The organism is Bacilliculturomica massiliensis (assembly GCF_900605495.1).
Classification (GTDB): Bacteria; Bacillota; Clostridia; order Peptostreptococcales; family Anaerovoracaceae; genus Bacilliculturomica; species Bacilliculturomica massiliensis.
Window position 1 is genome coordinate 611,499 of sequence record NZ_LR027602.1, and the last position, 26,241, is coordinate 637,739.

The window sequence follows — 26,241 nt, forward strand, 5'->3', positions numbered from 1 at the left end:
TATTAAGATAATTCCAAATCTTCTACTAATTTAACAAGGAAGGGGGACGGATTTTCGGTTCTCTGTTTGTGTCACGGCCCGGCACGATTAGATGAACGTTCTATTTTTATACGTTTAGTCATCATTATTTTTAATAAGGAGGTTTTCTTAATGGAAAAAGAAAACAGAGGCCAGTGGGGCAGCAGCTTCGGGTTCGTCATGGCGGCTGTAGGGTCCGCCGTAGGGTTGGGCAATCTGTGGGGCTTTCCGTTCAAGATGGGAGTTGGCGGGGGCTTTGCTTTTTTGATCATTTATTTGATATTAGCTGTCTTTGTGGGTTACGTGGTCATGATCAGTGAGTTGACCATCGGCCGAAAGACGGGAAAGAGCGTTCTCGGCGCGTACCAGGATCTGAGCAAAAAGTACACGATCCTGGGAGTGTTCGGCGTGCTGTCTCCTGCGTTGATCCTGGGCTTTTACAGCATGCTGGGAGGATACTGCATCAAGTACGCCGTCGCCAATCTAGGCGACGCGTTCCACGCATCCTGGGGCGTGGGCGGCGCGAATCCCGCCGACTATTTCTCTGCCTTTACGGTAGACCAGGTATGGACTGTGGGATACAGCTTTATATTTGTGGCGCTGACGGTGCTGGTCGTTGTGGGAGGCGTCGCCGGAGGCATCGAAAAGTTTACCAAGGTAGCCATGCCGGCGTTGTTCTTCATGCTATTGATCGTCATCGTCCGATCTGTGACTCTTCCAGGAGCCGGCGCGGGTCTGGAATTTGTCTTTAAGCCGAATTTCGAGGTGTTTATGGGAACCGGCTGGATCAGCGTGCTGGCGCTGGCCGGAGGTCAGATGTTCTTCTCCCTCTCGCTGGGCATGGGCATCATGGTGACGTATGGTTCTTATCTCTCTAAGAAAGAAGACATTCAGTTCAATGCAATTCTGATTCCATTCTGTGATACGCTGATCGCGGTCATGGCCTCTTTGGCCATCATGCCTGCAGTGTTCGCCATGGGCCTTGAGCCCGACGCCGGTCCGGGCCTGCTGTTCATCACGCTGCAGACCGTGTTCTCCTCCATGGGGAGCATCGGACCATTCTTTGGATTCCTGTTCTATGCATTGGTGTTTATCGCGGCCATCACTTCTTCCATCTCTTTGACAGAGGTTTTGGTTTCCGTGGTGATCGACAAAAAAGCGGAGAAGGGCGGTAATATGAATCGAAAAACAGTTTCGATCATAATCGGTCTGATCATCTTCGCAGAAGCTGCGCTGGTATCTGTGGACGGTCTGGGAGCGAACGGTCTGCCCCAGCCTCTGGGTTTCTGCTGGCTGGACTTTCTGGACCTCCTGTCTGAGGGCCTGATGATGCCGATCGGCGCCATGGTCATGTCGCTGATCGTCGGCTGGAAGCTGGGACTCAAATTCCTGGAATCTGAGATCACCCTTGAGGGCAACAGGTTCCGGGCCCGCGGCTATATCCTGTTCTGTCTGCGCTTTGTGGCTCCAATACTGATCTTCCTGGTTCTGCTGGGTCAGATCGACACCTTCTTCAAGATGGATTGGTTCTAACGCATGCCGGGATCAGTACGGGGTGAAGTTCAAAATGTAATTCAAGCAGAAATATAAAAGCAGCGGCCCGGAACGCCATATGGCGTTCCGGGCCGCTTTCTTTTCGGCTGTGTTTTTTATAACACAGGAAATATCGTCCATTTATATTTCGACTACCCACCCAAAGGGATCATCCTTTTTGCCTGTCTGGATGCCGTAGATCTCATCGTACAGCTTCTGGGAGAGAGCACCGATCTCGTTGTTGTTGATGGTCACGCTCTTGTCTTTCCAGATCAGCTCGCCCACAGGGGAGATGACGGCGGCCGTTCCCGTGGCGAAAACCTCGGTCAGATTGCCGGCCTCGTGGGCCTGGAAGATCTCAGAGAGCAGAAGCTTGCGCTCCGTCACCTTCATGCCCCAGTGACGCAGCAGGGTGAGAACGGAATCTCTGGTGATGCCCGGCAGGATGGTGCCGTCCAGAGGGGCGGTGATGATCTCGTCGCCGATCATGAAAAAGGCGTTGGAGGTTCCGATCTCCTCCACATATCGCCTCTCCACGCCGTCCAGCCACAGAACCTGGGAACAGCCCTTGTCGTGGGCCTTCTCCTGCGCCTTCAGCGCGCCGGCGTAGTTGCCGCCTACCTTGGCGTAGCCGGTGCCTCCCGGCGCGGCGCGGACGTATTCATCCTCGACGAAGATGCGGGTGGGAGCCAGACCGTTCTCATAATAGGAACCGGAAGGCGAGGCGATGATCACGTACAGGAACTCGTCGGAGGGCCGCACGCCCAGGAAAGGCTCGCTGGCAATGATGAAGGGGCGCAGATAGAGGGATGTGCCGTCGGCCTCGGGCACCCAGTCCTTCTCTACAGCCACCAGAGCTTTGATGGCCGCTACCTGAAGGTCTTCGTCCAGATCGGGAATGCACATTCTCTCGTTGGTGCGCCGGGTCCTCTTGGCGTTCATGTCGGGGCGGAACAGCAGCGTGCGGCCGTCGGCAGCGCGGTAAGCCTTCAGCCCCTCGAACATTTCCTGAGCGTAGTGGAACACAGCCGCTGCCGGATCCAGACACAGGGGCTGATAGGGAACGATACGGCCGTCGTACCAGCCTTTTCCCGTCTTGTAATTCATAAGAAACATGTGATCGCTGAAGTGATTTCCGAATCCCAGCTTATCGGGATCGGGCTTTGTCTTCGGATTTTGGTTTTTTTCAATTGTGAATTCGAAACTCATCATTATTTCCTCCTTGGTCTGTCGGGCGGCCCTGCCGGTATGGCGGCCGCCGGTATATATTGTTTCAGTTATTCAGTCCAGGCAGTGAGAGCCGGTTTGTTTTTCGCCAACAGTCCGGCTTTCGCGCCTGTAAAGATCTTTTCAGCCAGAACTTTCTCCACGGTCTCATACCTGACGACGGCGGTCTTATTTATTATGGCGCCAAGCATTACGATATTTGATGATTTCTCATTTCCGATCTTTTCGGCCAGACCGGCGGCGTCCACGGGGATCACGTTCACATCGCTGCGCCGGGGACTCTCGCGGATCAGGGAAGAGTTGAGAAAAATATTTCCCCCGGCCACCACAGCGCTTTCAAATTTCAGGAGAGAAGGCAGATTCATGGCCATCAGATCTGTGACAGAGTCCGCCAGCGGACAGGCGATGGGATCGTCGGAGACGATGACGGTACAGTTCGCTGTGCCGCCGCGCATTTCGGGACCGTAGGAAGGCAGAAAAGTTACGTGTTTTTCTTCATACATTGCCGCGTAGGAGATGATCTGACCGATCAGGAGAACGCCCTGACCGCCGAAGCCTGCAAGGATCAGTTTTCGGGTACTCATTTATTTCACCTCCTCGGGGCATCTGAAATTACCCAGCGGATAGTAGGGGATCATATTTTCGCGAAGCCATGCCTGGGCCTTTACCGGCGTCATTCCCCAGTTGGTAGGACAGGTGGACAGGATCTCTACAAAGCTGAATCCCAGCCGTTTTTCCTGCACGTCCAGAGCCTTTACAATGGCCTTCTTTGCACTGCGGATGTGAGCGGGGGAATCCAGAGCTACCCGTTCCACGAAGACGGCCCCGTCGATAGTGGAGAGCATTTCCGCCACTCTCAGCGGCATTCCGGAGATTTCTTTTTTTCGGCCGTCAACGCTGGTGGTCGTCTTCTGGCCCAGCAGCGTGGTGGGGGCCATCTGTCCGCCGGTCATGCCGTAGATGGCGTTGTTGATAAAGAATGTGGTGAATTTTTCACCGCGGAGGGCGGCGTGGACGATCTCTCCGGCTCCAATGGAGGCCAGGTCGCCGTCTCCCTGATAAGTGAACACATATTTTTCCGGCCAGGCCCGGCGGATCCCTGCCGCCACAGCTGGGGCTCTTCCGTGGGCGGCCTCGCAGGAGTCCACGTTGAAGTACTGGTGCGCGGTGACGCTGCAGCCGATGGGACATACGCCTATGGTGTCCCCCAGGGCGTTTCGCTCATCGAGAGATTCCATGATAAGACGGTGGGCAATGCCGTGGGTACAGCCGGGGCAGTAGTGGGTATCCTGCTCCCGCATCCCCTTTGTATACTCAAAAATAGGTTTCATCGATATCCATCCCTTTCCATTAAGAGTGAGTGAGAACGGACTATTGATACTGACTCAGAAGCTCTTCCGCCCTGGCGGCAAGTTCCGCCGGGGTGAAGACCATGCCGCCGGACCGCTGGATCAGCCGAACCGGCTTGCGTCCCTTCACAGCCAGCTCTACGTCCTCGATCATCTGCCCCATGGAGAGCTCGGCGGAGACGATCAGCTTTGTGGTAGAGTGGTCGATCTGTTCGAAGGCATGGTAGGGGAAGGGCCACAGGGTGATAGGGCGGATCATGCCGGCCCTGATCCCCCGCTGTCCCAGAAGCCGGATGGCCTCCGAGGCGATGCGGGAGACCGTGCCGAAGGCGGTGAAGACGATTTCCGCGCCCTCCAGGTCCACCGACTGGTATTCTGGAAGTTCTTGTTTCATGCGCTGATATTTTTGATCCAGCCGGATATTTTGATCCTCCAGCTGCTGAGGGTCCAGCCACAGGGAGCGGACCACGTTGCGGTCTCTGGCGCCGCCGCTGCCGGTCAGCGCCCAGGGTTTCTCCGCGGCGATCTCCGAGGCCGAGGATTGACGGCGGATCTGGGGAATGACTACCGGCTCCATCATCTGTCCCATCATGCCGTCGGCCAGCACGATGACAGGATTGCGGTAACGTCCCGCGGTATCGAAGGCACGGATGATAAGGTCCACAGCCTCCTGAATGCAGTACGGGGCATAGACCACAATGTGGTAGTCTCCGTTGCCGCCGCCCCGGGTCACCTGGCGGTAATCCGCCTGGCCGGGCTGGATGCCGCCGATTCCCGGACCGCCGCGGGAGACGTTGACGGCCACCAGGGGCAGTTCGGCTGAGGCAATGAAGGAGAAACCTTCCTGCATGAGGGCGATCCCAGGGGAGGCGGAGGAAACCATGGCTTTCTTTCCCGCGCAGGCTCCGCCGTAGGCCATGTTGATGGCGGCAAGCTCGCTTTCCGCCTGAGCAAAGGTACCTCCAGCCCTTCCCAACTCCCGGGACATGTACTCTGTCAGTTCGTTCTGAGGGGTAATGGGGTAGCCGAAATACAGATCGCAGCCGGCTTGGATAGCGGCGGCTCCAAAGGCCTCATTGCCCTTCATCAATACTTTTTCGCTCATATGTATCACTCCTTACTCCGCGTCTATACGGATGACGCCGTCGGGGCAGCTCAGCGCGCAGCTGCAGCAGCCAATACATTGATCCTGATCGGTGACGCCCGCCGGATGATATCCTTTTATATTGATAGTATCCCGCAGCGCCAGAATGTTCTTGGGACAGACAGAAATGCAGAGCTCGCAGCCCTTGCATTTATCTTCCCGAAAGGTAACAGTATAGTGGGTCATAAGATAAACCTCCTGTTCAGTCCACGATGATGTCCAGCCAATCCTCACGCATGAGCAGCCGGTCAAAAGGAAAGAAAGAGTTGAGCTTTGCCTGGAATTTCCGGTCAGTTACGTCTGTCTCCAGCTCTGTCAATCGGCAGACCACTTCAGGTATGAGAACCTGGGGGCAGAGCGTATAGCGAAGGGGAATCCCAAGGGCATCGCCGAGGGACTGACAAAGGGCCAGCCCCTTTAATATATCGTCGGCGGTGGTGTCGCGCAGCATGTGTGTATTGCAGATCAGGCCGGAAACAGGGAGAGATAATTCCATTTCAATCCTTCTGATGTGGGCGCATGCGCCCTCCGTCGTACCTGTTTCCGGTCTGTTTGCATTGATCACGCACAGTATCTCGCAGTCTGGCCCGCTAAAGTATTTGTCGAACTGTACCAGCACCCGGGCCCCTGTGTCATCACCGCCCGCATCGACGACGGCCCTCGTCAGCGGGTCTTCCAGGGGTGCGCGAATGGAGGCGGTCACGGCGGGCAGATCTGCGGTGATGTCGAGATGATAGGTGTTGCTGTAAACAGCGATCCCTCGCTCCTCCAGATATGCCTGCCGCTGCCGGCTCCGAAAATAAGGGTTAGCTATGTCCAGATCGATCAGCGCGGTCTTCTGACCGCCGCGGGCTAGGGCCACCGCGTATTGCAGAGCGAATTCCGTCTTCCCGCTGCCATAGTGGCCGGCGATGACCGTAATTCGCTTTCCGCCAAGTAAAGGTGTCACAGCCGCATCCGGCGGCGGTGACGTGGAATTGGTACCTGCCATGTGCATATTGATCACCTCTTATTGCTGTTTCGCCATATCTTCATTTTATTGGCTTCTCGGATCAACTCCTCACGGAAATCGGGGTGGGCCAGGGAGATGATGCGCTCCGCACGTTCCCAGACGGTCCGTCCCGCCAGATTTTGCACGCCCCATTCCGTAACGAGGTAAAAGGCCTGACTTCTGGGATCTGTTACGATGCCGCCTGGGGCCAAGGTGGGAACGATGCGGGATCTTACCCGGTTCTCCTTTTTGTCAAAATAGGTGGACGACATACAGATAAAACCTTGCCCTCCCCGTGACATAAAGGAACCGGTGACGAAGTCCAGCTGCCCGCCGGAGCCGCTGATCTGGCGGACTCCCGAAGATTCGGAGCAGATCTGGCCGAACAGGTCCGCCTCCACGCAGTTGTTGATGGCCACCAGATCGTCATGGCATGCCATGACCGCCGGCGAATTGACATAGTCCACAGGACAGCCGCAGAGATCAGGGTTTTCGTGGAGCCATCGGAACAGCCGGGCGGTCCCCAGACACAGAGACCAGACGGCCCGCCCGGGATCTACGGTCTTTCGTTTATTTGTCAGTTTTCCAGCTTCGAACATATCGAGATAGGAATCACACAACATCTCCGTGTGAGCTCCCAGGTCCTTGATATCGGACTGGGCGATCATAGCGCCGATGGCCACCGGCATTCCGCCGATGCCCAGCTGAATCGTGGAGCCGTCGCGGATGCGGGGCACGATGAGCGAAGCCACGGCCCGGTCGGCGTCCGACAGCGGCGCCGGAGGCAGCTCCGGCAGAGGGCTGTGCGCTCCTTCGATAATCGCGTCCACTTCGGAAATGTGAATGCATTCGCCAAAACCGCCCATAGCCCAGGGAAGATTTTCATCTACCTCCAGAATGACCTTCTTTGCTTTTTTCAGGATAGCGCTGCCGGCGGATACAGTCAGGGACAGATTGAAATAACCGTCCTTGTTCATGGGCGTTACGGCCAGACAGGCCACGTCCACATCCAGCCATCTCCTGTAATACTCGGGGAGATTGCGGTAGGTCATGGGCATGTAGCTGCATTGGCCTTTGTCATAGTAGCGGCGTTCTATGCCGCTGAAATGCCAGCTGTTGTAATTGAAGCTTTCCTGATCTGGATCCTGCTCCACGATCTGCAGGGGCCGCAGAGACAGGCCGCCGCGAATCTTTACGTCGGACAGCTCGCCCTTTCGCAGGGCGAGAGCTCCGTCGAACAGTTCGGGAATATTGGAATTCATTCCGAAATCTACCCAGTCGCCGGATGACACAAGCCCAGCGGCTTCCTGGGGAGAGACGAGTTTGCTTTTATATTCGTCCAGATAGCTCATTTCGCTGTTCCTCCGTTATATGACTGCAGGGACAGGGCCTTGTAGCGTTCGTATTTTTCTTTGGCTTCCGTGTCCGCCTGGGCGAAGAGCTCTCTGGCGTTCTCCGGGAAGGTCAGCTCCAGCGAGGAATACCGGACCTCGCCTTTGAGAAATTCCATATAGTCCAGGGTGGGCTCCTTTGAGTCCAGAATAAAGGGGCGTTCCTTCCTGTCGGGATTGTAGCGGTACAGATGCCAGTAGCCCGCGTCCACAGCCCGTTTCATCTCGCGCTGCACCGTTTTCATGCCGGCTTTTATGCCGTGGTTGACGCAGGGAGCGTAGGCGATGACCAGGGAGGGTCCCCTGTACCTCTGGGCTTCGTCCAGAGCCTTCAGGAGCTGGACTGGGTCGGCGCCCATGGATACCTGCGCTACGTAGACGTTGCCGTAGCTCATCATGAGCATGCCAAGATCTTTTTTGCGGCTCTTTTTTCCGGAGGCGGCGAATTGTGCCACCGCACCCAGGGGCGTGGCCTTGGAGGACTGGCCGCCGGTGTTGGAATAGACCTCCGTGTCGACTACGAGGACGTTGAGGTCCTCTCCGGAGGAGAAGACGTGGTCCAGGCCCCCGAAGCCGATATCGTATGCCCAGCCGTCGCCGCCCACCATCCAGACGGTCTTTTTCGCAAGCTGGTCCTGATGACGCAGGAGAAAGGCGGCGGCGTCTGCGTCCGCGCCGGTGAGCCGCGCGTGCTTCAGGGCGGAGACCAGCCGCCGCCCCGACTGGCGGGAGCTTTCCAGATCGTCAAAGTGGTCCAGCCAGTCTTTCAGCGCTGCTCTCAATTCGCTGTGGGAGCCGTCGCCGTTCTCCGGGCTTGTGAAACCGCCTGCTGCGGACAGCAGCGTCTCCGCTTTCATGCGCACCGCGTTCCGCTGCTGATTTATGGCCATAAACATGCCCAGACTGAACTCGGCGTTGTTTTCAAAGAGGGAGTTGGACCAGGCCGGTCCGCGGCCGGTTTTATCCGTAGTGTAGGGCACGCAGGGCATGGCTGCGCCCCAGGCCTGGGAACAGCCGGTTCCGTTGGCGATATACATTTTATCGCCGAACATTTGAGTCAGCAGTTTTATGTAAGGCGTTTCGCCGCAGCCGGCGCAGGCGCCCGAGAACTCCAAAAGAGGCTGGCGAAACTGACTGCCCTTTACATTCGTGAAATTTATAGCTTCCGCCTTCTCCGATAGGGTGAGGGCGAACGTCCAGTGATCCGGCCGCGGTGGGATTTCTGAGACGGGCCGCATGTGGAGGGCGCCGCCTTTTGCGGGGCAGACGTCGGCGCAGTTTCCGCAGCTGGTACAGTCAGCGGCGGAAAGCTGGAGGGTATAGCGGTACGACGTCGTGGAACCGCCTTTGGCGGGCCGGGTCAAAAAGCCGGCCGGCGCCATAGCCGCTTCTTCTTCGCTTAACAGGAAGGGACGGATGGCCGCGTGGGGACATACCAGCGAGCACCGGTTGCACTGCAGGCAGGCGTCCGGATCCCACAGAGGCAGGTGTGTGGCGATGCCGCGCTTTTCGTAGGCGGAGGTACCCGGCGGCATGGTGCCGTCCTCAAGTCCCACAAAGGCGCTGACCGGGAGGTCGTCACCCTTCTGAGCGTTGATCGGTTCAAGGATACGTTCGATGATAGCGGGTTTTGCGGGCTTTTGCGCTTCAGCGCCGCTGAGGGTCTCCTGCTCTTCCGCGGCGCGACGCCAGGAAGCCGGAACCTTCACTTCCATGAGAGCGGAAGCGCCTCTGTCGATGGCGGCCATGTTCTTATCCACCACATCCTGCCCTTTTTTGCCGTAGGAGCGGACGACCCCCTCTTTCATATACTGGATCGCCTCTTTCGGATCGATGATGGACGCGATCTGGAAGAAGGCTGCCTGCAGGATCATGTTGGAGTGACCGCCCAGGCCCAGTTCCTCCGCCGCCTTTGCAGCGTCGATGATATAAAAGCGGGCGTCTTTTTCCGCCAGACTGCGTTTTACGGCGGCGGGCAGTTTGTGCTCCAGCTGTTCCTCCGTCCAGTCGCAGTTCAGGAGGAAGGCGCCGCCGTTTTTCAGCTCGGACAGGATATCGTATTTCTGCAGATAGGTCTGATTGTGACAGGCGATAAAGTCCGCGCGCTTGACCAGACTGGTGCTCAGGATAGGCGCTGTTCCGAAGCGAAGATGAGACTTTGTGACTCCGAAGGACTTTTTCGTATCGTATTCAAAATAAGCCTGGGTGTACATGTCGGTGTGCTCGCCGATGATTTTTATGGAGTTTTTATTTGCTCCCACGGTGCCGTCTGAGCCCAGCCCCCAGAATTTACAGTTGCGGACCGCGGGGTTTTCCAGCGTGTAGCCGGCGGGTTCATCCAGAGAAAGGCCGGTAACGTCATCGGTAATGCCGATGACAAAGTTATTCTTTGGCGAGTCGCAGGCCAAATTATCGTAGACCGCTTTGATCTGAGCCGGCGTGGTGTCTTTGGAAGAAAGGCCATATCTGCCGCCGCAGATAAAAGGCGCGTTGGAATGGTTGGCCCAGACTGCGCAGACGTCCTCGCATAAGGGCTCGCAGGGCGCGCCCAATTCTTTGACGCGGTCCAGGACCGCAATTCGTTCCACCGACTCCGGGATGGCGGCCAGCATGTGCGCCGGGGAAAAGGGCCGATACAGGTGGACCTGAAGGAAACCTACCTTTTCCCCTCGGCGGTTCAGATCCTCCACGGTCTCACGAACCGTTCCGCTGACTGAGCCCATGGCGATAATAAGCCGCCGGGCGTCCGGTGCGCCGTAATAATCAAACAGATGATATTCTCTACCTGTGAGCCGGCCGATCTTTTGCATATAAGACTCCACGATATCGGGGAGATTCCGGTAAAATCCGTTGTTGGCCTCGCGCACCTGGAAGTAGACGTCAGGGTTTTGAACGGTACTTCGCATGACAGGATGTTCCGGGTTCAGAGCCCCCCTGCGGAAGGCTTCCACGGCGTCCATGTTCAGCAGGGAGCGGAAATCCTCGTAGTCGATGCATTCTATTTTCTGGATCTCATGGGAGGTGCGAAAGCCGTCGAAGAAGTGGAGGAAGGGGATGCTGCCTTCGATAGCCGCCAGATGCGCCACTCCCGCCAGGTCCATGACTTCCTGCACGCTGCCTGTGGACAGCATGGCAAAGCCGGTCTGACGACAGTTCATGACGTCCGAGTGGTCGCCAAATATGGAAAAGGCGTGGGTGCCCACGGTACGGGACGCCACATGGAGCACTCCGGGGTGACGCTGACCGGATATGCGGTGCATGGCGGGGATCATAAGCATGAGACCCTGGGAGGCTGTGTAGGACGTGGCGAGGGCGCCGGCTTCAAGAGCGCCGTGAACGGCGCCAGCAGCTCCGGCTTCCGACTGCATCTCAACCAGATTGACAGTCTGGCCGAACAGATTTTTCCGGCCGGCCGCGGCCCACTCGTCCGTCAGCTCGGCCATCGGCGAGGAGGGTGTGATCGGATAGATCGCGGCCACCTCTGTAAACGCGTAAGCGACATACGCCGCCGCTTCGTTTCCGTCCATTGTCTTTGTATGTTTCATTCCAAAACACCTCCTGGGTATCAATGCGTCAGAATACTAAAATAAAATTCAGATGGATTTTTTTCACTTTTAGAGTACAACGAAAAAAAAACGTTGTCAAAGCATTTTTGTTTGTAAAAATCAAAAAAACGTATATTTTTTATGTTTTTTTGTGTTTCAGAAACAAAACGATTGTTCAAATTCACAAATTATTCAGACTAATACAAATAATCGGCGGTTGGATGAAGCGGGATCGATCTGCTTTTTTCGGATATTTAGCAGAAGAAATTTTTTGATTATATTACCTTTTTTTATTGAAAAAGAAGAATTTATAATGAAAAATTATAGAAGAAAACCACGGAATCTGCCGTGGAAGAAGAAGCTGACTGAATCTTGACAAACACTTAAAAGTACTTTATAATTTTAGGAATATGAAACCAGCTTTCTAAAAAAAGAAAGGCTGCCCGGGTATAAAATATGTGCAGAAACACAGCTTATATAATTAGAAAATTTCAGCCGTGCGACGGCGAAATTTTCAGTGGATCGTGGCCATGCCGAACTGTCGGAGACCGCGATATGTGCTGTTTTTGACTAAAAATGAAAAAGGAGACAGGCAAGCATGGAAGATGAAATTCTGTTAACAAAAGAAGGTTATGACAAGCTCGTGGCGGAACACGAGGAATTGGTGTCGGTGAGAAGAGCCGAGGTGGCGGAGAGGATCAAAGAAGCGATCTCCTACGGGGATATTTCGGAGAACTCCGAGTACGACTCCGCGAAGAACGAGCAGGCGGAACTGGAAGAAAAAATACTTAAAATCGAAAATATGCTGCGCAAGGGAAAGATCATCGACGATTCGGATCTGACCGGGGAGCATGTAAACCTGGGTCTCACGGTCAAAGTGCTGGATGTGGAGACAAACGAAGAGATGGAGTACACCATCGTGGGTTCCACGGAAGCGGACCCCTTTGAGGGAAAGATCTCCAACGAATCCCTTGTGGGCAAGTCCCTGCTGGGAAAAGCCGTAGGCGACGTGGTCGAGATCCAGGCGGAAGTAGGCGTTTTGGAGTACAAAGTGCTGGAGATCCGCAAGTAGTACAGTTTCGCGGGAAGGCTGTCGTGAACAGGACCTTCTAAATTGGCGCAGCCCGTGGCCGGGAGCGCCTCCGGAGAGCCGCTATGCAGCCCGCGCCGTTACGGCGCGGGTCTGTCTGCATAAAACAAGGGTATCTGCTGATATCCGGAAAAGAGGAAATATGAGTGAAGAATTGAACAGAGACGCAATGACGCCGGAAGCGGACGAGCTGGACCTGAACGAACAGCGCAGGATCCGCCGGGAAAAGCTGGCCAAGCTGCAGGCTATGGGCAGAAATCCGTTCCTCATCGAAAAGTGGGACGTGGACCATCACAGCAAAGACATCAAAGACAACTTTGACGACATGGACGGAAAACCTGTGGTGATCGCCGGACGGATCACGGCCAAACGTCAGATGGGCAAAGCCTCTTTTATCGATATCCAGGACAAGCAGGGAAAAATTCAGGTTTATGTTCGTCAGGACGCCATTACTCCGGAGGAATATGAGATCTTTCTGACCTACGACCTGGGCGATATCCTGGGCGTCAAGGGAGAGGTATTCAAGACGAGACACGGCGAGATCTCCGTGAAGGCCGAGGAGGCGGTGCTTTTGTCCAAGTCCCTCCAGCCGCTGCCTGACAAATGGCATGGCCTGAAGGATCAGGATCAGCGCTACAGGCAGAGATATGTGGATCTGATCGTCAATCCGGATGTGAAAGAGACATTCATCATGCGGGCAAAGATCATCAAGGAGATCAAACGCGTTCTGGAGGACGAGTTCGGATATCTGGAAGTGGATACGCCGATCCTGACCACCATCGCAGGCGGAGCCAACGCCAGACCCTTTGAGACACATCACAACACGCTGGATCTGGACATGAAGCTGCGCATATCCAACGAGCTGTATCTGAAGCGTCTGATCGTGGGCGGCCTGGACCGGGTTTATGAGATGGGCAAAATGTTCCGGAACGAAGGCATGGACAGAAACCACAATCCGGAATTCACGTCCATGGAGTGCTACATGGCCTACGGGAATATGGAAAATACCATGGAAGTCACCGAGCGGGTGGTCTCCCAGGCCGCGCTGGCCGCTACGGGCAGCATGGTCATCGAATATCAGGGCAAGACGTTCGATCTGACTCCGCCGTGGAGAAGACTGAACATGGCCGACGCCGTGAAAGAGATCACTGGAGTGGACTTCAGCGCCATCGAGACCGACGAGGAGGCCAGAAAAGCCGCCCTTGAAAAAGGGATGGATCCGGAGGATGTGAAAGATTGGACCAGAGGAAAGATCCTGGCGGAGATGTTCGAGGAGTTCTGCGAGGATGTTCCGGGATATCTGGACGGGCCTGTGTTCATCGTCGGCCATCCTGTAGAGGTTTCGCCGCTGGCAAAGAGAGATCCTGTGGATCCGAGAATCACCCGGCGCTTCGAGGCATATGTAAACGGCTGGGAGATCGCCAACGCCTTCTCCGAGCTCAACGATCCCATCGATCAGTACGAGAGGTTCAAAGTGCAGCAGGCGCAGCTTGACGACGGAACCGACGACGAGGCGCATCCCATGGATATGGACTTCGTAAACGCGCTGGAGGTGGGTCTGCCGCCCACAGGCGGTCTGGGGATCGGAATCGACCGTGTGATCATGCTGATCACCGACGCGCCCTCCATCAGAGATATCATTCTGTTCCCCACCATGAAGCCGGTGGACAAGTAAGCCTTCTCAGCATAGGACGCACGCTCTGTGAAGAAAGGCGAACAACGAATATAGATTTCACTTCTGTGACAACAAATGCTGCGGCGGATCCTGCAAAACAGGATGACGCAGTACGAAGGGCTGACCTGGCGATCAAAGCCAGGCAGCTCTTTTTTGTTATTCCGTCAATATTGAGACGGAATAACAAAAAAGTTTACCCTGTGAAAGTGTGCCCGCAGGGCGAATCATGTTTCCAAAGGAAACTTATTATCAGGTAGCGGCCAGCGTACTTGACCCCGGGACCTTTGACAGAGAGATTGCTCCACTGAAAAAGGTGGGAGATTACTACCCCAAGTACATCCTGTCCATGGACGAAATGTCCATGAACGAGGACGGCATTAAGCAGATCAACATCGTTGACTTTCTGCTCAGCGAGTAAAAGTAACGAATCTTCCCGCCGGCGAAGCGGGAAATCAGGGCGCAGTATCCCCAGCGGAATCAGGAGGATAAGACTCCAACTCTTCAAATCCAAGAAATCAGTCTGTGGCCAAGAAGCCTTTCACTGAGGAGCGCGTTAGGAAAAAAGCTGCTTTTAAGTAGCCGTACTATATGATTTTAACAGTCTGATTCTTATAAAACCCGCTGCAGCTTTTTCATTCCAAAGCTTGCGGCGGTTTTTTTAATTTCACAAAGATCGGTAATGTCCTCTTGCATCATCCGATCTGTTTTGGTAAAATAAAAACAAATATTAGAATTTGTATTTATATTGTGAGCGAGGGAGGGAAACACGATGCCTAAAATAGGCTATTCTGAAGCAGAACGGGAGAAAATCAGAGAGGCGTTGATCGACACAGGGCTGAAACTCTTTTCCGGGCAAGGCATCCAGCACACGACCGTTGAACAAATATACACCCGAGTGGGGATTTCGCGCACCTTTTTCTACTCTTTTTTTCCAGCAAAGGAGGATCTGGTCGTGCAGGCGTTTTACCGGCAGCAGCCTCAGATGCTGGCGTATGCGCAAAAGCTGATGGACGACGCTTCGCTGGACTGGCGGGATGGGGTCGGCCAGTTCCTTCACAACGTTTGTTATGGTGGAGAGAGCCGCTTCGCCATTATGAGTGTGGAGGAACAACAGGCGCTTTCAAAGTGCCTGTCGGGTGAAAATCGCCAGGAGTTCCAGAAAAGAAGGCTAAGGTTTTTTACAGAGCTGCTGCATGTCTTCGGCGTCGACGTGGAGCCGCAGACGGTAAAGCTGCTGGGCAATCTGGTATTCTCCGCCGCCATCCTCCACAAAGCGGTTCCGGATACGCTGCCCTTTCTCTTTGCGGACGCCGCCGATGAGATGACCGCCTTTCAGATCAGATCCATCCTTGACTATATGGAGACCCTGCGCAGGCAGTAAAAGAAAATTTCAAAATACAGGAGGTAAATAATTATGGGCATTTTTGGAAAACTGTTCAGCAAAGAGCCGGAGATCGACATGGCCAAGAGCGACGCCAACAGAGGTAAGATGCGGACGCTCTTTAATCAGGTGGTGGAAAACGGCGACGGCTACAAGCTGGTCTTCGGCTTTACCGAGGACGTGAGCCGCTTCAACTACGGTCTGGTCCACGGCAGCAAGAGCAAAATCGGCAACCTGATCGTGGGCTGGAACGAGGAGAATGAGACCATCGTCGTGGTGCCCACTGTCCCGGATCTCTCCGGCTGCGGCGACCCCGCGTATTACCGCCGTTCGGAGATCCTTAAAGCCTATCGCAACAAGTATCCCACGGACGCTTTCATCATCTATCCTGACCGAAAAGGCTACATCGGCATCAACATCTATGACTGGCTGGAGGACGAAAGCCTGTATGTCTATGTCTCCCAGGATCAGGAGGTCAAAGAGTTTACCGACTTCTTCATGAACCGTTATAAGACAAAGTAAGGATGTGAGAATATGCCCTGGGGAGAGATCGGTGCGGTTTTGGCCGTCCTTGTCATCGTATTCGTGGCCGGCCATGCCTGGTTTCACATAGTGGAGGGGGCGCTGGGCCTTCTGAAGAGGTTGTTCTTCCGGAAAAAGGAACCGCCTGCATGGCATCCCCTTCCTCCAGAGCAGGAAGAGGGAGGATCGCGGGAAGAATAGCTGAAATGCAGGCAGGGAAGTGACGGCGGCCTGCCGAAAAGGAAAATGCGTGTATGGTTTCCCGATTTTTTCTTTTTGCCAACAAAACAGGCTCAAAAACGAAAAATAAATGGGGAAAATATATATTTTATAAAAAATATAGGAAATATTTTTCCTGTTTCATGTCAAACCCGCTTCTAAAAAGAAAAAAGCGACATAAATCGACAAGACGGGCGGCTGATACGCCCGTTACGTCATCTATTTTTTTCTTTTTGACTAGCTAATACAAGGCAAAAAGAAAAAACGGCCCTTTCACACTTTAAACAGGCTGCCGATTGGCGTTTGTTGACCATGTCTACGGTGATCAGCCCGGCGCCCTAGGGCTTCTTCTGCTTGATCACATCGGTAAGAAAATAACGGATGAAAATAATGCCCAGAATCAGGATGACTGCTTCAAAGAAGTAGAGCATTCCCAATTCAGCGGTGCCGTACCCACAGTTTACAGCGTTGATATCTATATCAAACTGATCCTTCAGTGTGGTCTTACTGATTTCTTTTCCCGATTCGTCAAAGTATTTTGCTCCGTATGGCCTAATTGAAATATGATCAGATATCTCTGTCACCGTTAGAAACGGCGATCCTTCATAGGCAAAAGAAAACAGCAATTCGCCCTCGTCATCCACTGTAATATTCTGGGAGGCGTTTGATCGATCATAACCATAAACAGCATATGATCTCACATTTGGAAGCTGATTTACGCCAAAGGATATCATGTACTTTTGCCCGGCGCAGGTTGTCGAAACGATAAAGATCAACGGATCTTCAACATCAGTACAGCTTATTATCCGGTATCGTCCGAAAATCCCTTTTTCCAGACAGGCAAGACCGCTGGCACCGGGGTGATTGCCCTGTTCATAGAGAACATACAGTTTATTGCGGATGACTGTGCGCTCTAAAATATCGGATGATAATTCATCGTTAAAGTGATACTCATTGATGGCGGTCTCCAGGTCGGCGGTGGTCTCGACATTAATGCTGAATTCATATTGGTACAGGCCGACCATACATACAACTGTAAGCAACGCCGACAAAATTGCGCCGACTATCTTTTTACTATTCTTTTTTTGAGTTGCCAAACGGATCAGATCACGGGCCATATTTGATGTGTCAGATTTCGTCACCTGCTCCCCTTCGACACGTTCTGCGCTCATCAGTTCAGTAATATTGATATCCAGAACATCGCAGATGGCGGGAAGCGTAGATAGATCGGGCATATTCCTGCCGGTTTCCCAGCGGGAAACTGTTTTCTGTGTTACGCCTAACCGCTCTCCAAGCTGCTCCTGCGTCAATCCTTTTTCTTTGCGTATCGCGCCTAAAAAAGCCCCGATCTTTATTTGATCCATCGTCAGTCTCCTTGTGTATGTTTCAATTACATTAAACAGCATCTATAACAAAAAGTATAGGACACAAAGCGAGTATTCCTTTCATTTTGCCATTTTGAGCGGACGGTTTTCCCAGTCTTGCGCCGGGGGCGGCTATGCGCTATGATATAGGGGATGGTCTGCGGGGCGGCCCGCAGGGCTGCGGCTCAGGCGGAGTCGGAAGAGAAACGGGGAGTGTGACATGGTCGTCAAACTGATAGATACGAAACGCGCGGAACCACTGTTTCGCGGCTGGCAGGAGACCGCGGTCTGGTCCTGCCTGCAGAATGTAATGGGTGAGATCTACTGCGATAATGGGGAAAAACCAGTCTCGGCGGCTGCGATGATCGGGGACTTCAGCTTTCTGGCCGGAACGCCGGATGAGGAGATGCTGCGCTTCTGTCCGGAGTGGAGGAGCGGGAAGTTTGCGATCCTGGTTCCGCAGAACAGCGCCTGGGCGGAATTCATCGAGAGCAGCTGCGGGGAGCAGGTGAGAAAGGTGACGCGGTACGCGCTGAAGAAAGAGCCGGACGTCTTTGACAGAGGTCATCTGCGGAGGGCGGCCGCCTCGCTGCCGGCGTCTTACACCTTCCGGCCTGTGGACGAGGAGCTGTACCGCCGATGTCTGTCGGAGGAGTGGAGCCGCGATCTGGTATCGCTGTACAGAGATTACGGCGACTATCGGAGCTGGGGGCTGGGCGTGGCGGTCATGCACGGGGAAGAGCTGGCGGCCGGCGCGTCGTCGTACTCCAGTTATCAGGGAGGCATCGAGATCGAGATCGACACCAGGCTGGATCATCGGCGAAAAGGTCTGGCCTTCGCCTGCGGCGCGAAGCTGATCCTGGAATGTCTGGACCGCGGCCTGTATCCCAGTTGGGACGCGCAGAACCTGTGGTCGCTGGCCTTGGCGAAAAAGCTGGGATATCATTTCGAACGGGAGTACCCGGCTTATGAGATCACAGACTGAACCCGCCGCCCCTGAGAAAAGGCAGAAAGCCAGGCTGAAAGACCAAAATCGTTGGCTTGAATATCTTCAGGGCATATGATATACTTATTTTGGCATAATCGCGGCTGAAATGTGCAAGAATAGAAAGAAACGCAGGTCAAAACGCGCAGGTCTATGCGGAGATCAATATAATATGGTTTTTGGGGAGCTATGGCGGTAAGCGCCGTAGCTCCTGTCAGCATTTTAAACTGGCCCGCGGCGCGGGCGAAGGAAGAGGAGTTGTTGGATCAAATGAAAGACATTCAATTGAAGAAATTATTCCGCGAGAGCGGAGAATACGGGGATCAGGAAGTGACCATAAGGGGTTGGGTGAGAACGAACCGGGCGTCGAATAAATTCGGATTCGTGGAGCTGAACGACGGGACCTTTTTCAGATCCGTTCAGGTGGTTTATGAGGATGCCTTCATAGATAATTTTGACGAGATCGCCAAAGCTCCCATCGCGGCCGCGCTGTACGTGGAAGGAACGCTGGTGCTGACGCCGGAAGCCAAGCAGCCTTTTGAGATCAAGGCGAAGAAGATCGTCGTCGAAGCGGGATCCGACGCCGACTATCCGCTGCAGAAAAAGCGCCACAGCATGGAGTTCCTGCGTGAGATCGCGCACCTGAGGCCCAGAAGCAACACGTTTTCCGCAGTTTTTCGCGTGAGATCGCTGGTGGCTTACGCCATCCACAGGTTCTTCCAGGAAAACAATTTTGTCTACGTGCACACGCCCATTATCACAGGAAGCGACTGCGAGGGAGCGGGAGAAATGTTCCGCATTACCACGCTGGACATGGAGAACCCGCCGCGGACAGAGGACGGAAAAATAGATTACAGCCAGGACTTTTTCGGCAAGGAAACGAATCTCACCGTCAGCGGCCAGCTGGAGGCGGAGACCTTCGCCCTGGCGTTCCGAAATGTCTATACCTTTGGACCTACTTTCCGTGCGGAGAATTCCAACACGGCCAGACACGCGTCCGAGTTCTGGATGATCGAACCCGAGGTGGCTTTTGCGGACCTCTCCGACAATATGGAGCTGGCTGAGGCCATGATCAAATATATCATCAACTATGTGCTGGAAAACGCGCCGGAGGAAATGAACTTTTTCAACCAGTTCGTGGACAAGGGACTTCTGGACAGGCTGAATCACATCGTCAGCTCGGATTTTGCCCGGGTCACCTACACGGAGGCCGTGGACCTGCTTAAGAAGTCCGGAAAGGAGTTCCAGTATCCCGTGGAGTGGGGCATCGACCTGCAGACGGAGCACGAGAGATACATTACGGAAGAGATCTTCAAGAAGCCGGTATTTGTGACGGACTATCCCAAGGAGATCAAAGCGTTTTACATGCGTATGAACGACGATGATAAAACAGTCGCCGCCATGGACCTGCTGGTTCCCGGCGTGGGCGAGATCATCGGCGGCAGTCAGAGAGAGGAACGCTATGACAAACTGGTGAGCCGGATCCACGAACTGGGTCTCCGCGAGGAGGATTACTGGTGGTATCTGGATCTGAGAAAGTACGGCGGTGTGAAGCACGCAGGCTACGGGCTGGGCTTCGAACGCATCATCATGTACATCACTGGCATGGGCAATATCAGAGACGTGCTGCCCTTCCCCAGAACGCCGAAGACAGCGGAATTCTAAGCCGCCGGCAGAAATGCAGCCCTTTGCAGGGGGGCGAATATCGTAAAATGAAACACCCGCGTCAATGGACCCACATTGGCTGCGGGTGTTTTTTGTCTGCCAGTACAGGCGGATTCGAAGGGATAACCAGTTGTTTATACCGATAAAAATCATTATAATAAAAGAACGGTTACTTTTTCATCATCAAGGAGGCTAAAATATGAAACGCACACTGGCTGTAGTATTAGCAATCGTTTTAGTATTCAGTCTGGCGCCCTTCAGCGCGTTCGGCGCGGACAAGATCACCGTCATGCTGGGAGAGCAGGAAGTCTCATTTCAGGATGCGCAGCCCTTCGTGGACGCCAATTTCCGTACGCTGACGCCCCTTTCCGCCATTGCGGGCGCCATGGGACTTGCTGTAACGTGGGACGAGGAAAAGGAAACGGTGACCTTTACCAGAGAGTTTACTCCGGAAAACACAGTCATGATAGGTACACAGAACAAAGAGAATCCGAGGGCCTATTTCGTCGGCAAAGCGACCCTGGTATTCACCATCGGGAGCAAAGAAGCGGTTTACAGCCATCTGTGGTATGATACTGAGGATCTGGATAAAACTACTGTAGTGAAGACGAAAACGAAAACGATAGCCATGGACACGGAGGCCATTGTGAAGAATCAGAGAACCTACGCCCCTGTCAAGTACCTGGCGGAAACCATGGGATATTCGGTGGGCTGGGACGAGGGGACCTCCACAGTGACGCTTCAGTGGGATCTGGGCGAAGATTCGGCTACGTATTGGAATATACTGGGGAGTGCGAAAGGCCAGCTCACCATGGGGCTTTACAAGGGAAGTCTGTTTGACTTGTCGGAGACGACCTCCTGCACCATCGCTTCCGCCACGGTGAACGGTAAGGCGGCTGTCATTGAAAAATTAAACATTGAAGATCTGGCGTTCCTCAAAGAAGTGACCGACGACTTTGACAGATACATGGACGGATGCGTTATCTGGGCACCCTTTGAAGATCAGGCGGAAAATACCATAGTGATAAAGGTGACGACCACACAGGAGAGCGGTATAAAGCAGACGATGGAGGTGGCCTTCAACTACACTTCTGAATATGGATACGACGTCATTCACTAGCAAAACATCATCGACTATGCGCTGAAAAGCGCTCGGCGAACGATCAGCTAAAACACCCGCGTCAATGGACCCACATTGGCCGCGGGTGTTTTTATACGGCCCCTATGGGGGATCAGATGGAAAACAGCCGCACGGGAGAACAAACAGTTGTCTGTCCTGAGAAAAAGCATTATAATGTAAAAAACATTACTTTTTTATTTCAAGGAGGCTAAAATATGAAACGCACACTGGCTGTAGTATTAGCAATCGTTTTAGTATTCAGTCTGGCGCCCTTCAGCGCGTTCGGCGCGGACAAGATCACCGTCATGCTGGGAGAGCAGGAAGTCGCATTTCCGGATGCGCAGCCCTTCGTGGACGCCAATTTCCGTACGCTGACGCCCCTTTCCGCCATTGCGGGCGCCATGGGACTTACTGTAGCGTGGAACGAGGAGAAGGAAACGGCGACCTTTACCAGAGAGTATACTCCGGAAAACACGATCTTCAAAAATATGCCGGACAGCACCCACACGGGGACCTATTTTGTCGGCAGAGAGACGCTGGTGTTCACCATCGGGAGCAAGGAAGCGGTCCACAGCTTCCTGTGGTACGATACGACAGATACGGATAAGACCACTGTCCTGGAATCGGAGACGAATACGAACACCATAGCCATGGACACGGAGGCCATTGTGAAGAATCAGAGAACCTACGCTCCTGTCAAGTACCTGGCGGAAACCATGGGCTACACAGTGGGCTGGGATGAGGAGACCTCCACAGTGACGCTTCAGCAGGATCCCTACGCCTATGTGGCAACGTATTTGGATCTGCTGGGAAATATGGAAGGACAGATCGCGGTAGGATATTATAAGGGAGCGCTGTTTGATATGACGGAAGCGGTCTCCTGCACGATCAATTCCGCCACGGTGAACGGTAAAGCTGCTGAAATTGAAAAATTCAGCGACGAAGACCTGACGCTTCTCAAAGAAGAGACCAGCACTTTTGACAAATACCTGGACGGCTGCTATATCAGGGCGCCCTTTGAAGACCAGGGGGAATGCACTGTAGTGGTAAGCGTAACAGCGGTATATTCGAACGGCGAAACACATACGTCAGACGCGATCTATAAGTACAGCCCCGAGTCCGGATACGGCGGTATTCTCTAGCGGAAGAGAAGGGAGCTGTCTCCCGGTCGAGTGAATTGACGACGCAGACAAAAACACCCGCAGTCAATGCAAGGCAGCATTGGCCGCGGGTGTTTTTTCTCAATGGGTAAAGGGAATTTCACAGGCTGCGGGTTCCCAGAGTCAGGGTCGGGCGGTGTAAAGGCCGGGAGCTGGGCTCAGGCGATCAGGAGAGTGAGCGGGGGAACGATTATCAAAAATTTGATAATCGTTCAATTGATTGATAAACGCTGGGATGCAAAATCAGAGAAATGGCTGAATTCAGCCATTTTTTTTATTGGCACGGAATTTGCTCTTCTGAATGTCATCGTTTGATCAAATATTTTTCTGTTGAGGAGGAAATAAAAATGGCGGTACAGACAATCAGTGAGATGGTGGAAAAATCGAAAAAAGCCCAGCAGGTCTATGAGGGCTATACGCAGGAGCAGGTGGACGAAGCGGTGAAGCTCATTGCGAGAACGGTCTTTGATCACGCTCAGGAGCTGGCGAAAATGGCCGTGGAGGAGACGGGCATGGGATGCTATGAGGACAAGGTCAATAAATGCTATGGAAAGTCGCGGATCATTTATCACCATCTGAAAGGGAAGAGATCGGTGGGCGTTATCGGCGAGGACAAGGAAAAGGGGCTCATCTACGTGGCGAAGCCCAAGGGCGTGGTGGGCTCTGTAGCTCCCTGCACCAACCCGGTGGTGACCGCCATGTGCAACGCCATGTTCGCGCTGAAGGGGAGAAATTCCATTATCATCGCCCCCCATCCCCGTGCGAAGAAATGCACGGCTTACACGGTGGAGCTGATCAATGAGAAGCTGGCGGCCAATTACCCGGCGGATCTGATCCAGGTCATCGAGGAGCCGGATATTGAAACCACCGGAGAGCTGATGAAGGCTGTGGACGTGGTCATCGCCACAGGCGGCATGGGCATGGTCAAAGCCGCTTATTCCAGCGGCAAACCGGCATTTGGCGTAGGCGCCGGGAACGTGCAGTGCATCATCGACAGGGGCATGGATCTCTCCCAGGTCATCCCCAAGGTGGTGACCGGCCGGGCTTTCGATAATGGGATCATCTGTTCCGGCGAGCAGATGGCTATCATTCACGAGGATGATTACGAGGAGGCGGTGAAGGCGTTCCAGGCAAACGGCGGATTCCTGATCAGGGATGAGGTCTCTCTGAGCAGACTGAGAGACGCCATGTTTGACGAGAAGGGCGTTATGAACAGAAAGCTGGTGGGACGCAGCGCCGCGGAGGTTGCGGAACTGGCGGGGATCAGCGTCCCGGAGGGAACGAAGGTCATCGTGGCGGAGCTGAGCGTTTCCGGCAGAGCGGATAAGTTCTGCAAGGAGAAGATGTGTCCCGTAATCGGACTGAAGACTTATAAGACCTTCGAAGAGGCGGTAGAGATCGCGGCGGCGAATCTGGAGTATGAAGGACTGGGCCACACGGTAGCCATCCACAGCGACGATAAAGCCCATCTGATCTACGCCGGCGAAAAGCTGCACGTGAGCCGGATTCTGGTCAACCAGATCGGCGCCACTATGAACGGAGGAAGTTTTGTGAACGGTCTGGCGCCCACCACCACGCTGGGCTGCGGTTCCTGGGGCAATAACAGCATTTCAGAGAATCTGGATTTCAAGCATCTCATCAACATCACACGGGTAGCCTGCGTCATCGAAGGGGCGGTCCAGCCCTCTGATGAAGAAATCTGGAGCTAAAGAAAGCGAACCGGGGGTAATCTTATGAAACTAATGGAATATCAGGCGCGGGAGTGCTTTGAGCGGTACGGAGTGCCGGTGATGAAAGGGGTCGTCGTGGACGATCCCTCGAAGGTACGGGAAAAAGTAAAGGCGCTGACCTTTCCTGTGGTGGTCAAGGCCCAGGTACAGATCGGAGGCCGCGGCAAGGCGGGAGGCATCCGCTTTGCGGAGACGGTGGAAGAGGCGGAGGAGATCTCCGCAGAGCTGCTTCACAGAGAGCTGCGGGGACTTATGGTGGACCGACTCATGATCGTGGAGAAGGCCGCGGGGATACAGGAATGCTATCTGTCCATCGTGCTGGACAGATCGGCCAAGTGTCCCTGTATTATCTTTTCCGCCAAGGGCGGGGTGGATATCGAAGAAACGGCTTCGAAGGAGCCGGAAGCCATCGTCAGGACGCAGATCGATCCTTTCGTGGGCGTCCGCAGGTATATGGCTTCCTATCTGCTCAGCAGGACGGGTCTGCCGCTGGAGCTGGCGGACAGCCTGTTTGATCTGTTAAAAAATCTCTATCGCTTCTTTGTGGAGTCCGACGCCATGCTGGCTGAGATCAACCCGCTTCTGATCTGCGAAGGGAACAGCCTGCTGGCGCTGGACGGAAAGGTGGATGTGGATGACAGCGCCCTGTACCGTCAGCCGCAGCTGCTTCCATACGGGGAAGCGGTCCGCAGAGAGGAACTGGCGGCGGAGGCGCAGAAATACGGCCTGCTGTATATTTCCGTGGACGGGGAAGGCGACATCGGAGTCGTCAGCAACGGCTCCGGAATGCTCATGTCCAGCATGGATCTGATCTCCGGCGCGGGGATGACCGTGGGAGCGGTGATGGATCTGGGCGGCGGGGCCGCCGCGGATAAGATAAAGGAGGCTGTCCGGATCATGTTCCTGAATCGGAAGCTCCGTTATCTGTTCCTGAATATCTTCGGCGGGATCACCCGCTGCGACGAGGTAGTCAGAGGCGTGCTGGCGGGTCTGGATGGGATCCCGCCGGAAAGTACGCTCATATTGAGACTGGAGGGGACAAATAAAGAGAAGGGGCTGGCCATGCTGGCCGAAGCCGGGGATTCGGTGATCTCCGTGGACGGTCTGGCGGCGGGCGTCGAGGCTCTGCGCGGGAGGAGGAATGGAAAATGAGCATTCTGGTAGATGAAAACACAAAATTGATCGTGCAGGGGATCACAGGCCGCGAGGGCAGCTTTCACACCCGGCAGATGCTGGAGTACGGCACGAAAGTAGTGGCGGGAGTTACGCCGGGAAAGGGCGGGCAGACCTGCGAGGGGGTGCCGGTCTTCAACACCGTCAGGGAGGCGGCGGAAGCCACGGGAGCCAACGCAACGATCCTGTTCGTTCCCGCCAGATTTACCATGGACGGCATCTGCGAGGCCATGGACGCGGAGATCCCTCTGATCGTGACCATCGCGGAGCATGTGCCGGTGCAGGACATGATGAATGTCTATCACATGAAAAAGGAGCGAAACTGTACCATCATCGGGCCGAATTCCTTTGGTATCATCTCGCCGGGAAAATCCAAGGCGGGCTTTATGGCGCACCGCATCTTTTCCCAGGGCGGCGTGGCGCTCATGTCCAGAAGCGCCACCAACTGCTATGAGACCGTACAGATGCTGACCCAAAACGGCATCGGCCAGTCCACCTGCATCGGAGTGGGCGGCGACATGATACCAGGTTCTACCTTTGCGGAGCTCCTGCCCGCGCTGCAGGAGGATGAACAGACCAAGGCCATCGTACTGATCGGCGAGATCGGCGGCAACGAGGAGGAGCTGGCCGCCGCGTATATCAGAGAACACGTGACGAAGCCTGTGGTAGCGCTCATCGCGGGGAAAAACGCGCCCAGAGGCAAAAGCATGGGCCACGCCGGAGCCATTATCTCCGCCGATGGAACGGGCAGCGCCGCAAGCAAGGAAAGATCCCTGAGGGAAGCCGGCGTATCCATTGCGGAAAGTACGGCGGAGATCGTCGGGCTTTTGAAGAAGCTGCTGTAGATGGGGCGGCCGGACACGGTGACCGGATGCATTGTCCGGACGTATTGACCGGATGCATTGGCCGGACACGTTGGCCGGACACGTTGACCCACCGGCCGCGTTGACCGGCGGTGT

General features: G+C 54.5%; 24 protein-coding genes. 15 read left to right on the forward strand and 9 right to left on the reverse strand.

Features of this window, described 5'->3' with window-relative positions; translation table 11 throughout:
- Window positions 1-150: 150 nt before the first annotated feature.
- The gene (locus E0E37_RS08935; RefSeq protein ID WP_130862686.1) at window positions 151-1,551 is read left to right on the forward strand and encodes a sodium-dependent transporter; all 1,401 of its coding nucleotides are present in this window, start codon (window positions 151-153) and stop codon (window positions 1,549-1,551) included.
- A 141-nt stretch (window positions 1,552-1,692) separates the two neighbouring features.
- On the opposite strand, the gene E0E37_RS08940 is transcribed toward E0E37_RS08935, so the two are convergent.
- From E0E37_RS08940 to nifJ, 8 genes are all read right to left on the reverse strand, one after another.
- Window positions 1,693-2,763, reverse strand: a complete 1,071-nt coding sequence (locus E0E37_RS08940; RefSeq protein WP_330548563.1) for a branched-chain amino acid aminotransferase — start codon at window positions 2,761-2,763, stop codon at window positions 1,693-1,695.
- Between the two features lie 65 nt (window positions 2,764-2,828).
- A complete protein-coding gene (locus E0E37_RS08945) occupies window positions 2,829-3,362 on the reverse strand; it encodes a 2-oxoacid:acceptor oxidoreductase family protein (protein WP_130862687.1) in 534 nt (177 codons plus the stop codon).
- Complete coding sequence (locus tag E0E37_RS08950; RefSeq protein ID WP_130862688.1) at window positions 3,363-4,109, reverse strand: thiamine pyrophosphate-dependent enzyme; 747 nt, start codon at window positions 4,107-4,109, stop codon at window positions 3,363-3,365.
- Window positions 4,110-4,149: 40 nt separating this feature from the next.
- Window positions 4,150-5,232: a 3-methyl-2-oxobutanoate dehydrogenase subunit VorB gene (gene vorB, locus E0E37_RS08955; RefSeq protein WP_130862689.1), complete on the reverse strand. Its 1,083-nt coding sequence runs from the start codon at window positions 5,230-5,232 to the stop codon at window positions 4,150-4,152.
- A 12-nt stretch (window positions 5,233-5,244) separates the two neighbouring features.
- Window positions 5,245-5,457 carry a 4Fe-4S dicluster domain-containing protein gene (locus E0E37_RS08960; protein ID WP_130862690.1) on the reverse strand — a complete coding sequence of 71 codons (213 nt, stop codon included), beginning with the start codon at window positions 5,455-5,457 and terminating at the stop codon, window positions 5,245-5,247.
- Window positions 5,458-5,473: 16 nt separating this feature from the next.
- Window positions 5,474-6,268, reverse strand: coding sequence for a division plane positioning ATPase MipZ (locus E0E37_RS08965; RefSeq protein ID WP_130862691.1), 795 nt, complete (start codon window positions 6,266-6,268; stop codon window positions 5,474-5,476).
- A 5-nt stretch (window positions 6,269-6,273) separates the two neighbouring features.
- Entirely contained in the window at window positions 6,274-7,614 is a 1,341-nt protein-coding gene (locus tag E0E37_RS08970; protein ID WP_130862692.1) for an acetyl-CoA hydrolase/transferase family protein, read from the reverse strand.
- The gene (nifJ, locus tag E0E37_RS08975) at window positions 7,611-11,198 is read right to left on the reverse strand and encodes a pyruvate:ferredoxin (flavodoxin) oxidoreductase (protein ID WP_130862693.1); all 3,588 of its coding nucleotides are present in this window, start codon (window positions 11,196-11,198) and stop codon (window positions 7,611-7,613) included. The genes E0E37_RS08970 and nifJ overlap by 4 nt, the downstream gene beginning before the upstream one ends.
- Window positions 11,199-11,796: 598 nt before the next feature.
- Here nifJ and greA point away from each other — a divergent pair.
- The 6 genes from greA (at window position 11,797) to E0E37_RS09005 (ending at window position 16,067) form a co-directional block, all read left to right on the forward strand.
- Window positions 11,797-12,270 (forward strand): transcription elongation factor GreA, encoded by a 474-nt coding sequence (greA, locus tag E0E37_RS08980; RefSeq protein WP_130862694.1) that lies wholly within the window; start codon window positions 11,797-11,799, stop codon window positions 12,268-12,270.
- Window positions 12,271-12,430: 160 nt separating this feature from the next.
- Window positions 12,431-13,963 (forward strand): lysine--tRNA ligase, encoded by a 1,533-nt coding sequence (lysS, locus tag E0E37_RS08985; RefSeq protein ID WP_207302938.1) that lies wholly within the window; start codon window positions 12,431-12,433, stop codon window positions 13,961-13,963.
- Window positions 13,964-14,189: 226 nt separating this feature from the next.
- Complete coding sequence (locus E0E37_RS08990) at window positions 14,190-14,381, forward strand: hypothetical protein (protein WP_130862695.1); 192 nt, start codon at window positions 14,190-14,192, stop codon at window positions 14,379-14,381.
- 351 nt (window positions 14,382-14,732) lie between these two features.
- Window positions 14,733-15,344: a TetR/AcrR family transcriptional regulator gene (locus E0E37_RS08995; RefSeq protein ID WP_130862696.1), complete on the forward strand. Its 612-nt coding sequence runs from the start codon at window positions 14,733-14,735 to the stop codon at window positions 15,342-15,344.
- A gap of 33 nt (window positions 15,345-15,377) precedes the next feature.
- Complete coding sequence (locus E0E37_RS09000) at window positions 15,378-15,866, forward strand: hypothetical protein (RefSeq protein WP_130862697.1); 489 nt, start codon at window positions 15,378-15,380, stop codon at window positions 15,864-15,866.
- A 12-nt stretch (window positions 15,867-15,878) separates the two neighbouring features.
- Window positions 15,879-16,067 carry a hypothetical protein gene (locus E0E37_RS09005; RefSeq protein WP_130862698.1) on the forward strand — a complete coding sequence of 63 codons (189 nt, stop codon included), beginning with the start codon at window positions 15,879-15,881 and terminating at the stop codon, window positions 16,065-16,067.
- A gap of 356 nt (window positions 16,068-16,423) precedes the next feature.
- Here the strand turns inward: E0E37_RS09005 and E0E37_RS09010 are convergent, their stop codons facing one another.
- On the reverse strand, window positions 16,424-17,449 hold the full coding sequence (locus E0E37_RS09010; protein WP_130862699.1) for a helix-turn-helix domain-containing protein: 1,026 nt from the start codon (window positions 17,447-17,449) through the stop codon (window positions 16,424-16,426).
- A gap of 220 nt (window positions 17,450-17,669) precedes the next feature.
- On the opposite strand from E0E37_RS09010, the gene E0E37_RS09015 reads away from it, so the two are divergent.
- From E0E37_RS09015 to sucD, 8 genes are all read left to right on the forward strand, one after another.
- Window positions 17,670-18,434, forward strand: a complete 765-nt coding sequence (locus E0E37_RS09015; protein WP_130862700.1) for a GNAT family N-acetyltransferase — start codon at window positions 17,670-17,672, stop codon at window positions 18,432-18,434.
- A 270-nt stretch (window positions 18,435-18,704) separates the two neighbouring features.
- Window positions 18,705-20,099 (forward strand): asparagine--tRNA ligase, encoded by a 1,395-nt coding sequence (asnS, locus tag E0E37_RS09020; RefSeq protein WP_130862868.1) that lies wholly within the window; start codon window positions 18,705-18,707, stop codon window positions 20,097-20,099.
- Window positions 20,100-20,298: 199 nt separating this feature from the next.
- The gene (locus E0E37_RS09025; protein ID WP_130862701.1) at window positions 20,299-21,219 is read left to right on the forward strand and encodes a copper amine oxidase N-terminal domain-containing protein; all 921 of its coding nucleotides are present in this window, start codon (window positions 20,299-20,301) and stop codon (window positions 21,217-21,219) included.
- Window positions 21,220-21,434: 215 nt separating this feature from the next.
- Window positions 21,435-22,361 (forward strand): copper amine oxidase N-terminal domain-containing protein, encoded by a 927-nt coding sequence (locus tag E0E37_RS09030; protein WP_130862702.1) that lies wholly within the window; start codon window positions 21,435-21,437, stop codon window positions 22,359-22,361.
- 102 nt (window positions 22,362-22,463) lie between these two features.
- Window positions 22,464-22,694 carry a hypothetical protein gene (locus E0E37_RS09035; protein WP_130862703.1) on the forward strand — a complete coding sequence of 77 codons (231 nt, stop codon included), beginning with the start codon at window positions 22,464-22,466 and terminating at the stop codon, window positions 22,692-22,694.
- A gap of 32 nt (window positions 22,695-22,726) precedes the next feature.
- Window positions 22,727-24,088, forward strand: a complete 1,362-nt coding sequence (locus E0E37_RS09040; protein WP_130862704.1) for an aldehyde dehydrogenase family protein — start codon at window positions 22,727-22,729, stop codon at window positions 24,086-24,088.
- 24 nt (window positions 24,089-24,112) lie between these two features.
- Window positions 24,113-25,261 carry an ADP-forming succinate--CoA ligase subunit beta gene (gene sucC / locus E0E37_RS09045; RefSeq protein ID WP_130862705.1) on the forward strand — a complete coding sequence of 383 codons (1,149 nt, stop codon included), beginning with the start codon at window positions 24,113-24,115 and terminating at the stop codon, window positions 25,259-25,261.
- Window positions 25,258-26,127, forward strand: coding sequence for a succinate--CoA ligase subunit alpha (gene sucD, locus E0E37_RS09050; RefSeq protein WP_130862706.1), 870 nt, complete (start codon window positions 25,258-25,260; stop codon window positions 26,125-26,127). The genes sucC and sucD overlap by 4 nt, the downstream gene beginning before the upstream one ends.
- Window positions 26,128-26,241: the final 114 nt, after the last annotated feature.

Coding starts and splice junctions, on each gene's coding strand:
- E0E37_RS09015 (WP_130862700.1), top strand. CDS start 17,670: ATGGTCGTCAAACTGATAGATACGAAACGCGCGGAACCACTGTTTCGC.
- E0E37_RS09025 (WP_130862701.1), top strand. CDS start 20,299: ATGAAACGCACACTGGCTGTAGTATTAGCAATCGTTTTAGTATTCAGT.
- sucD (WP_130862706.1), top strand. CDS start 25,258: ATGAGCATTCTGGTAGATGAAAACACAAAATTGATCGTGCAGGGGATC.
- nifJ (WP_130862693.1), bottom strand. CDS start 11,198: ATGAAACATACAAAGACAATGGACGGAAACGAAGCGGCGGCGTATGTC.
- E0E37_RS08970 (WP_130862692.1), bottom strand. CDS start 7,614: ATGAGCTATCTGGACGAATATAAAAGCAAACTCGTCTCTCCCCAGGAA.
- E0E37_RS08945 (WP_130862687.1), bottom strand. CDS start 3,362: ATGAGTACCCGAAAACTGATCCTTGCAGGCTTCGGCGGTCAGGGCGTT.
- E0E37_RS08935 (WP_130862686.1), top strand. CDS start 151: ATGGAAAAAGAAAACAGAGGCCAGTGGGGCAGCAGCTTCGGGTTCGTC.
- E0E37_RS08995 (WP_130862696.1), top strand. CDS start 14,733: ATGCCTAAAATAGGCTATTCTGAAGCAGAACGGGAGAAAATCAGAGAG.
- E0E37_RS08990 (WP_130862695.1), top strand. CDS start 14,190: ATGTTTCCAAAGGAAACTTATTATCAGGTAGCGGCCAGCGTACTTGAC.
- E0E37_RS09000 (WP_130862697.1), top strand. CDS start 15,378: ATGGGCATTTTTGGAAAACTGTTCAGCAAAGAGCCGGAGATCGACATG.
- E0E37_RS08940 (WP_330548563.1), bottom strand. CDS start 2,763: ATGATGAGTTTCGAATTCACAATTGAAAAAAACCAAAATCCGAAGACA.
- E0E37_RS09010 (WP_130862699.1), bottom strand. CDS start 17,449: ATGGATCAAATAAAGATCGGGGCTTTTTTAGGCGCGATACGCAAAGAA.
- greA (WP_130862694.1), top strand. CDS start 11,797: ATGGAAGATGAAATTCTGTTAACAAAAGAAGGTTATGACAAGCTCGTG.
- vorB (WP_130862689.1), bottom strand. CDS start 5,232: ATGAGCGAAAAAGTATTGATGAAGGGCAATGAGGCCTTTGGAGCCGCC.
- E0E37_RS08950 (WP_130862688.1), bottom strand. CDS start 4,109: ATGAAACCTATTTTTGAGTATACAAAGGGGATGCGGGAGCAGGATACC.
- E0E37_RS09005 (WP_130862698.1), top strand. CDS start 15,879: ATGCCCTGGGGAGAGATCGGTGCGGTTTTGGCCGTCCTTGTCATCGTA.
- asnS (WP_130862868.1), top strand. CDS start 18,705: ATGAAAGACATTCAATTGAAGAAATTATTCCGCGAGAGCGGAGAATAC.
- E0E37_RS08960 (WP_130862690.1), bottom strand. CDS start 5,457: ATGACCCACTATACTGTTACCTTTCGGGAAGATAAATGCAAGGGCTGC.
- E0E37_RS09030 (WP_130862702.1), top strand. CDS start 21,435: ATGAAACGCACACTGGCTGTAGTATTAGCAATCGTTTTAGTATTCAGT.
- E0E37_RS09040 (WP_130862704.1), top strand. CDS start 22,727: ATGGCGGTACAGACAATCAGTGAGATGGTGGAAAAATCGAAAAAAGCC.
- sucC (WP_130862705.1), top strand. CDS start 24,113: ATGAAACTAATGGAATATCAGGCGCGGGAGTGCTTTGAGCGGTACGGA.
- E0E37_RS08965 (WP_130862691.1), bottom strand. CDS start 6,268: ATGCACATGGCAGGTACCAATTCCACGTCACCGCCGCCGGATGCGGCT.
- E0E37_RS09035 (WP_130862703.1), top strand. CDS start 22,464: ATGGGTAAAGGGAATTTCACAGGCTGCGGGTTCCCAGAGTCAGGGTCG.
- lysS (WP_207302938.1), top strand. CDS start 12,431: ATGAGTGAAGAATTGAACAGAGACGCAATGACGCCGGAAGCGGACGAG.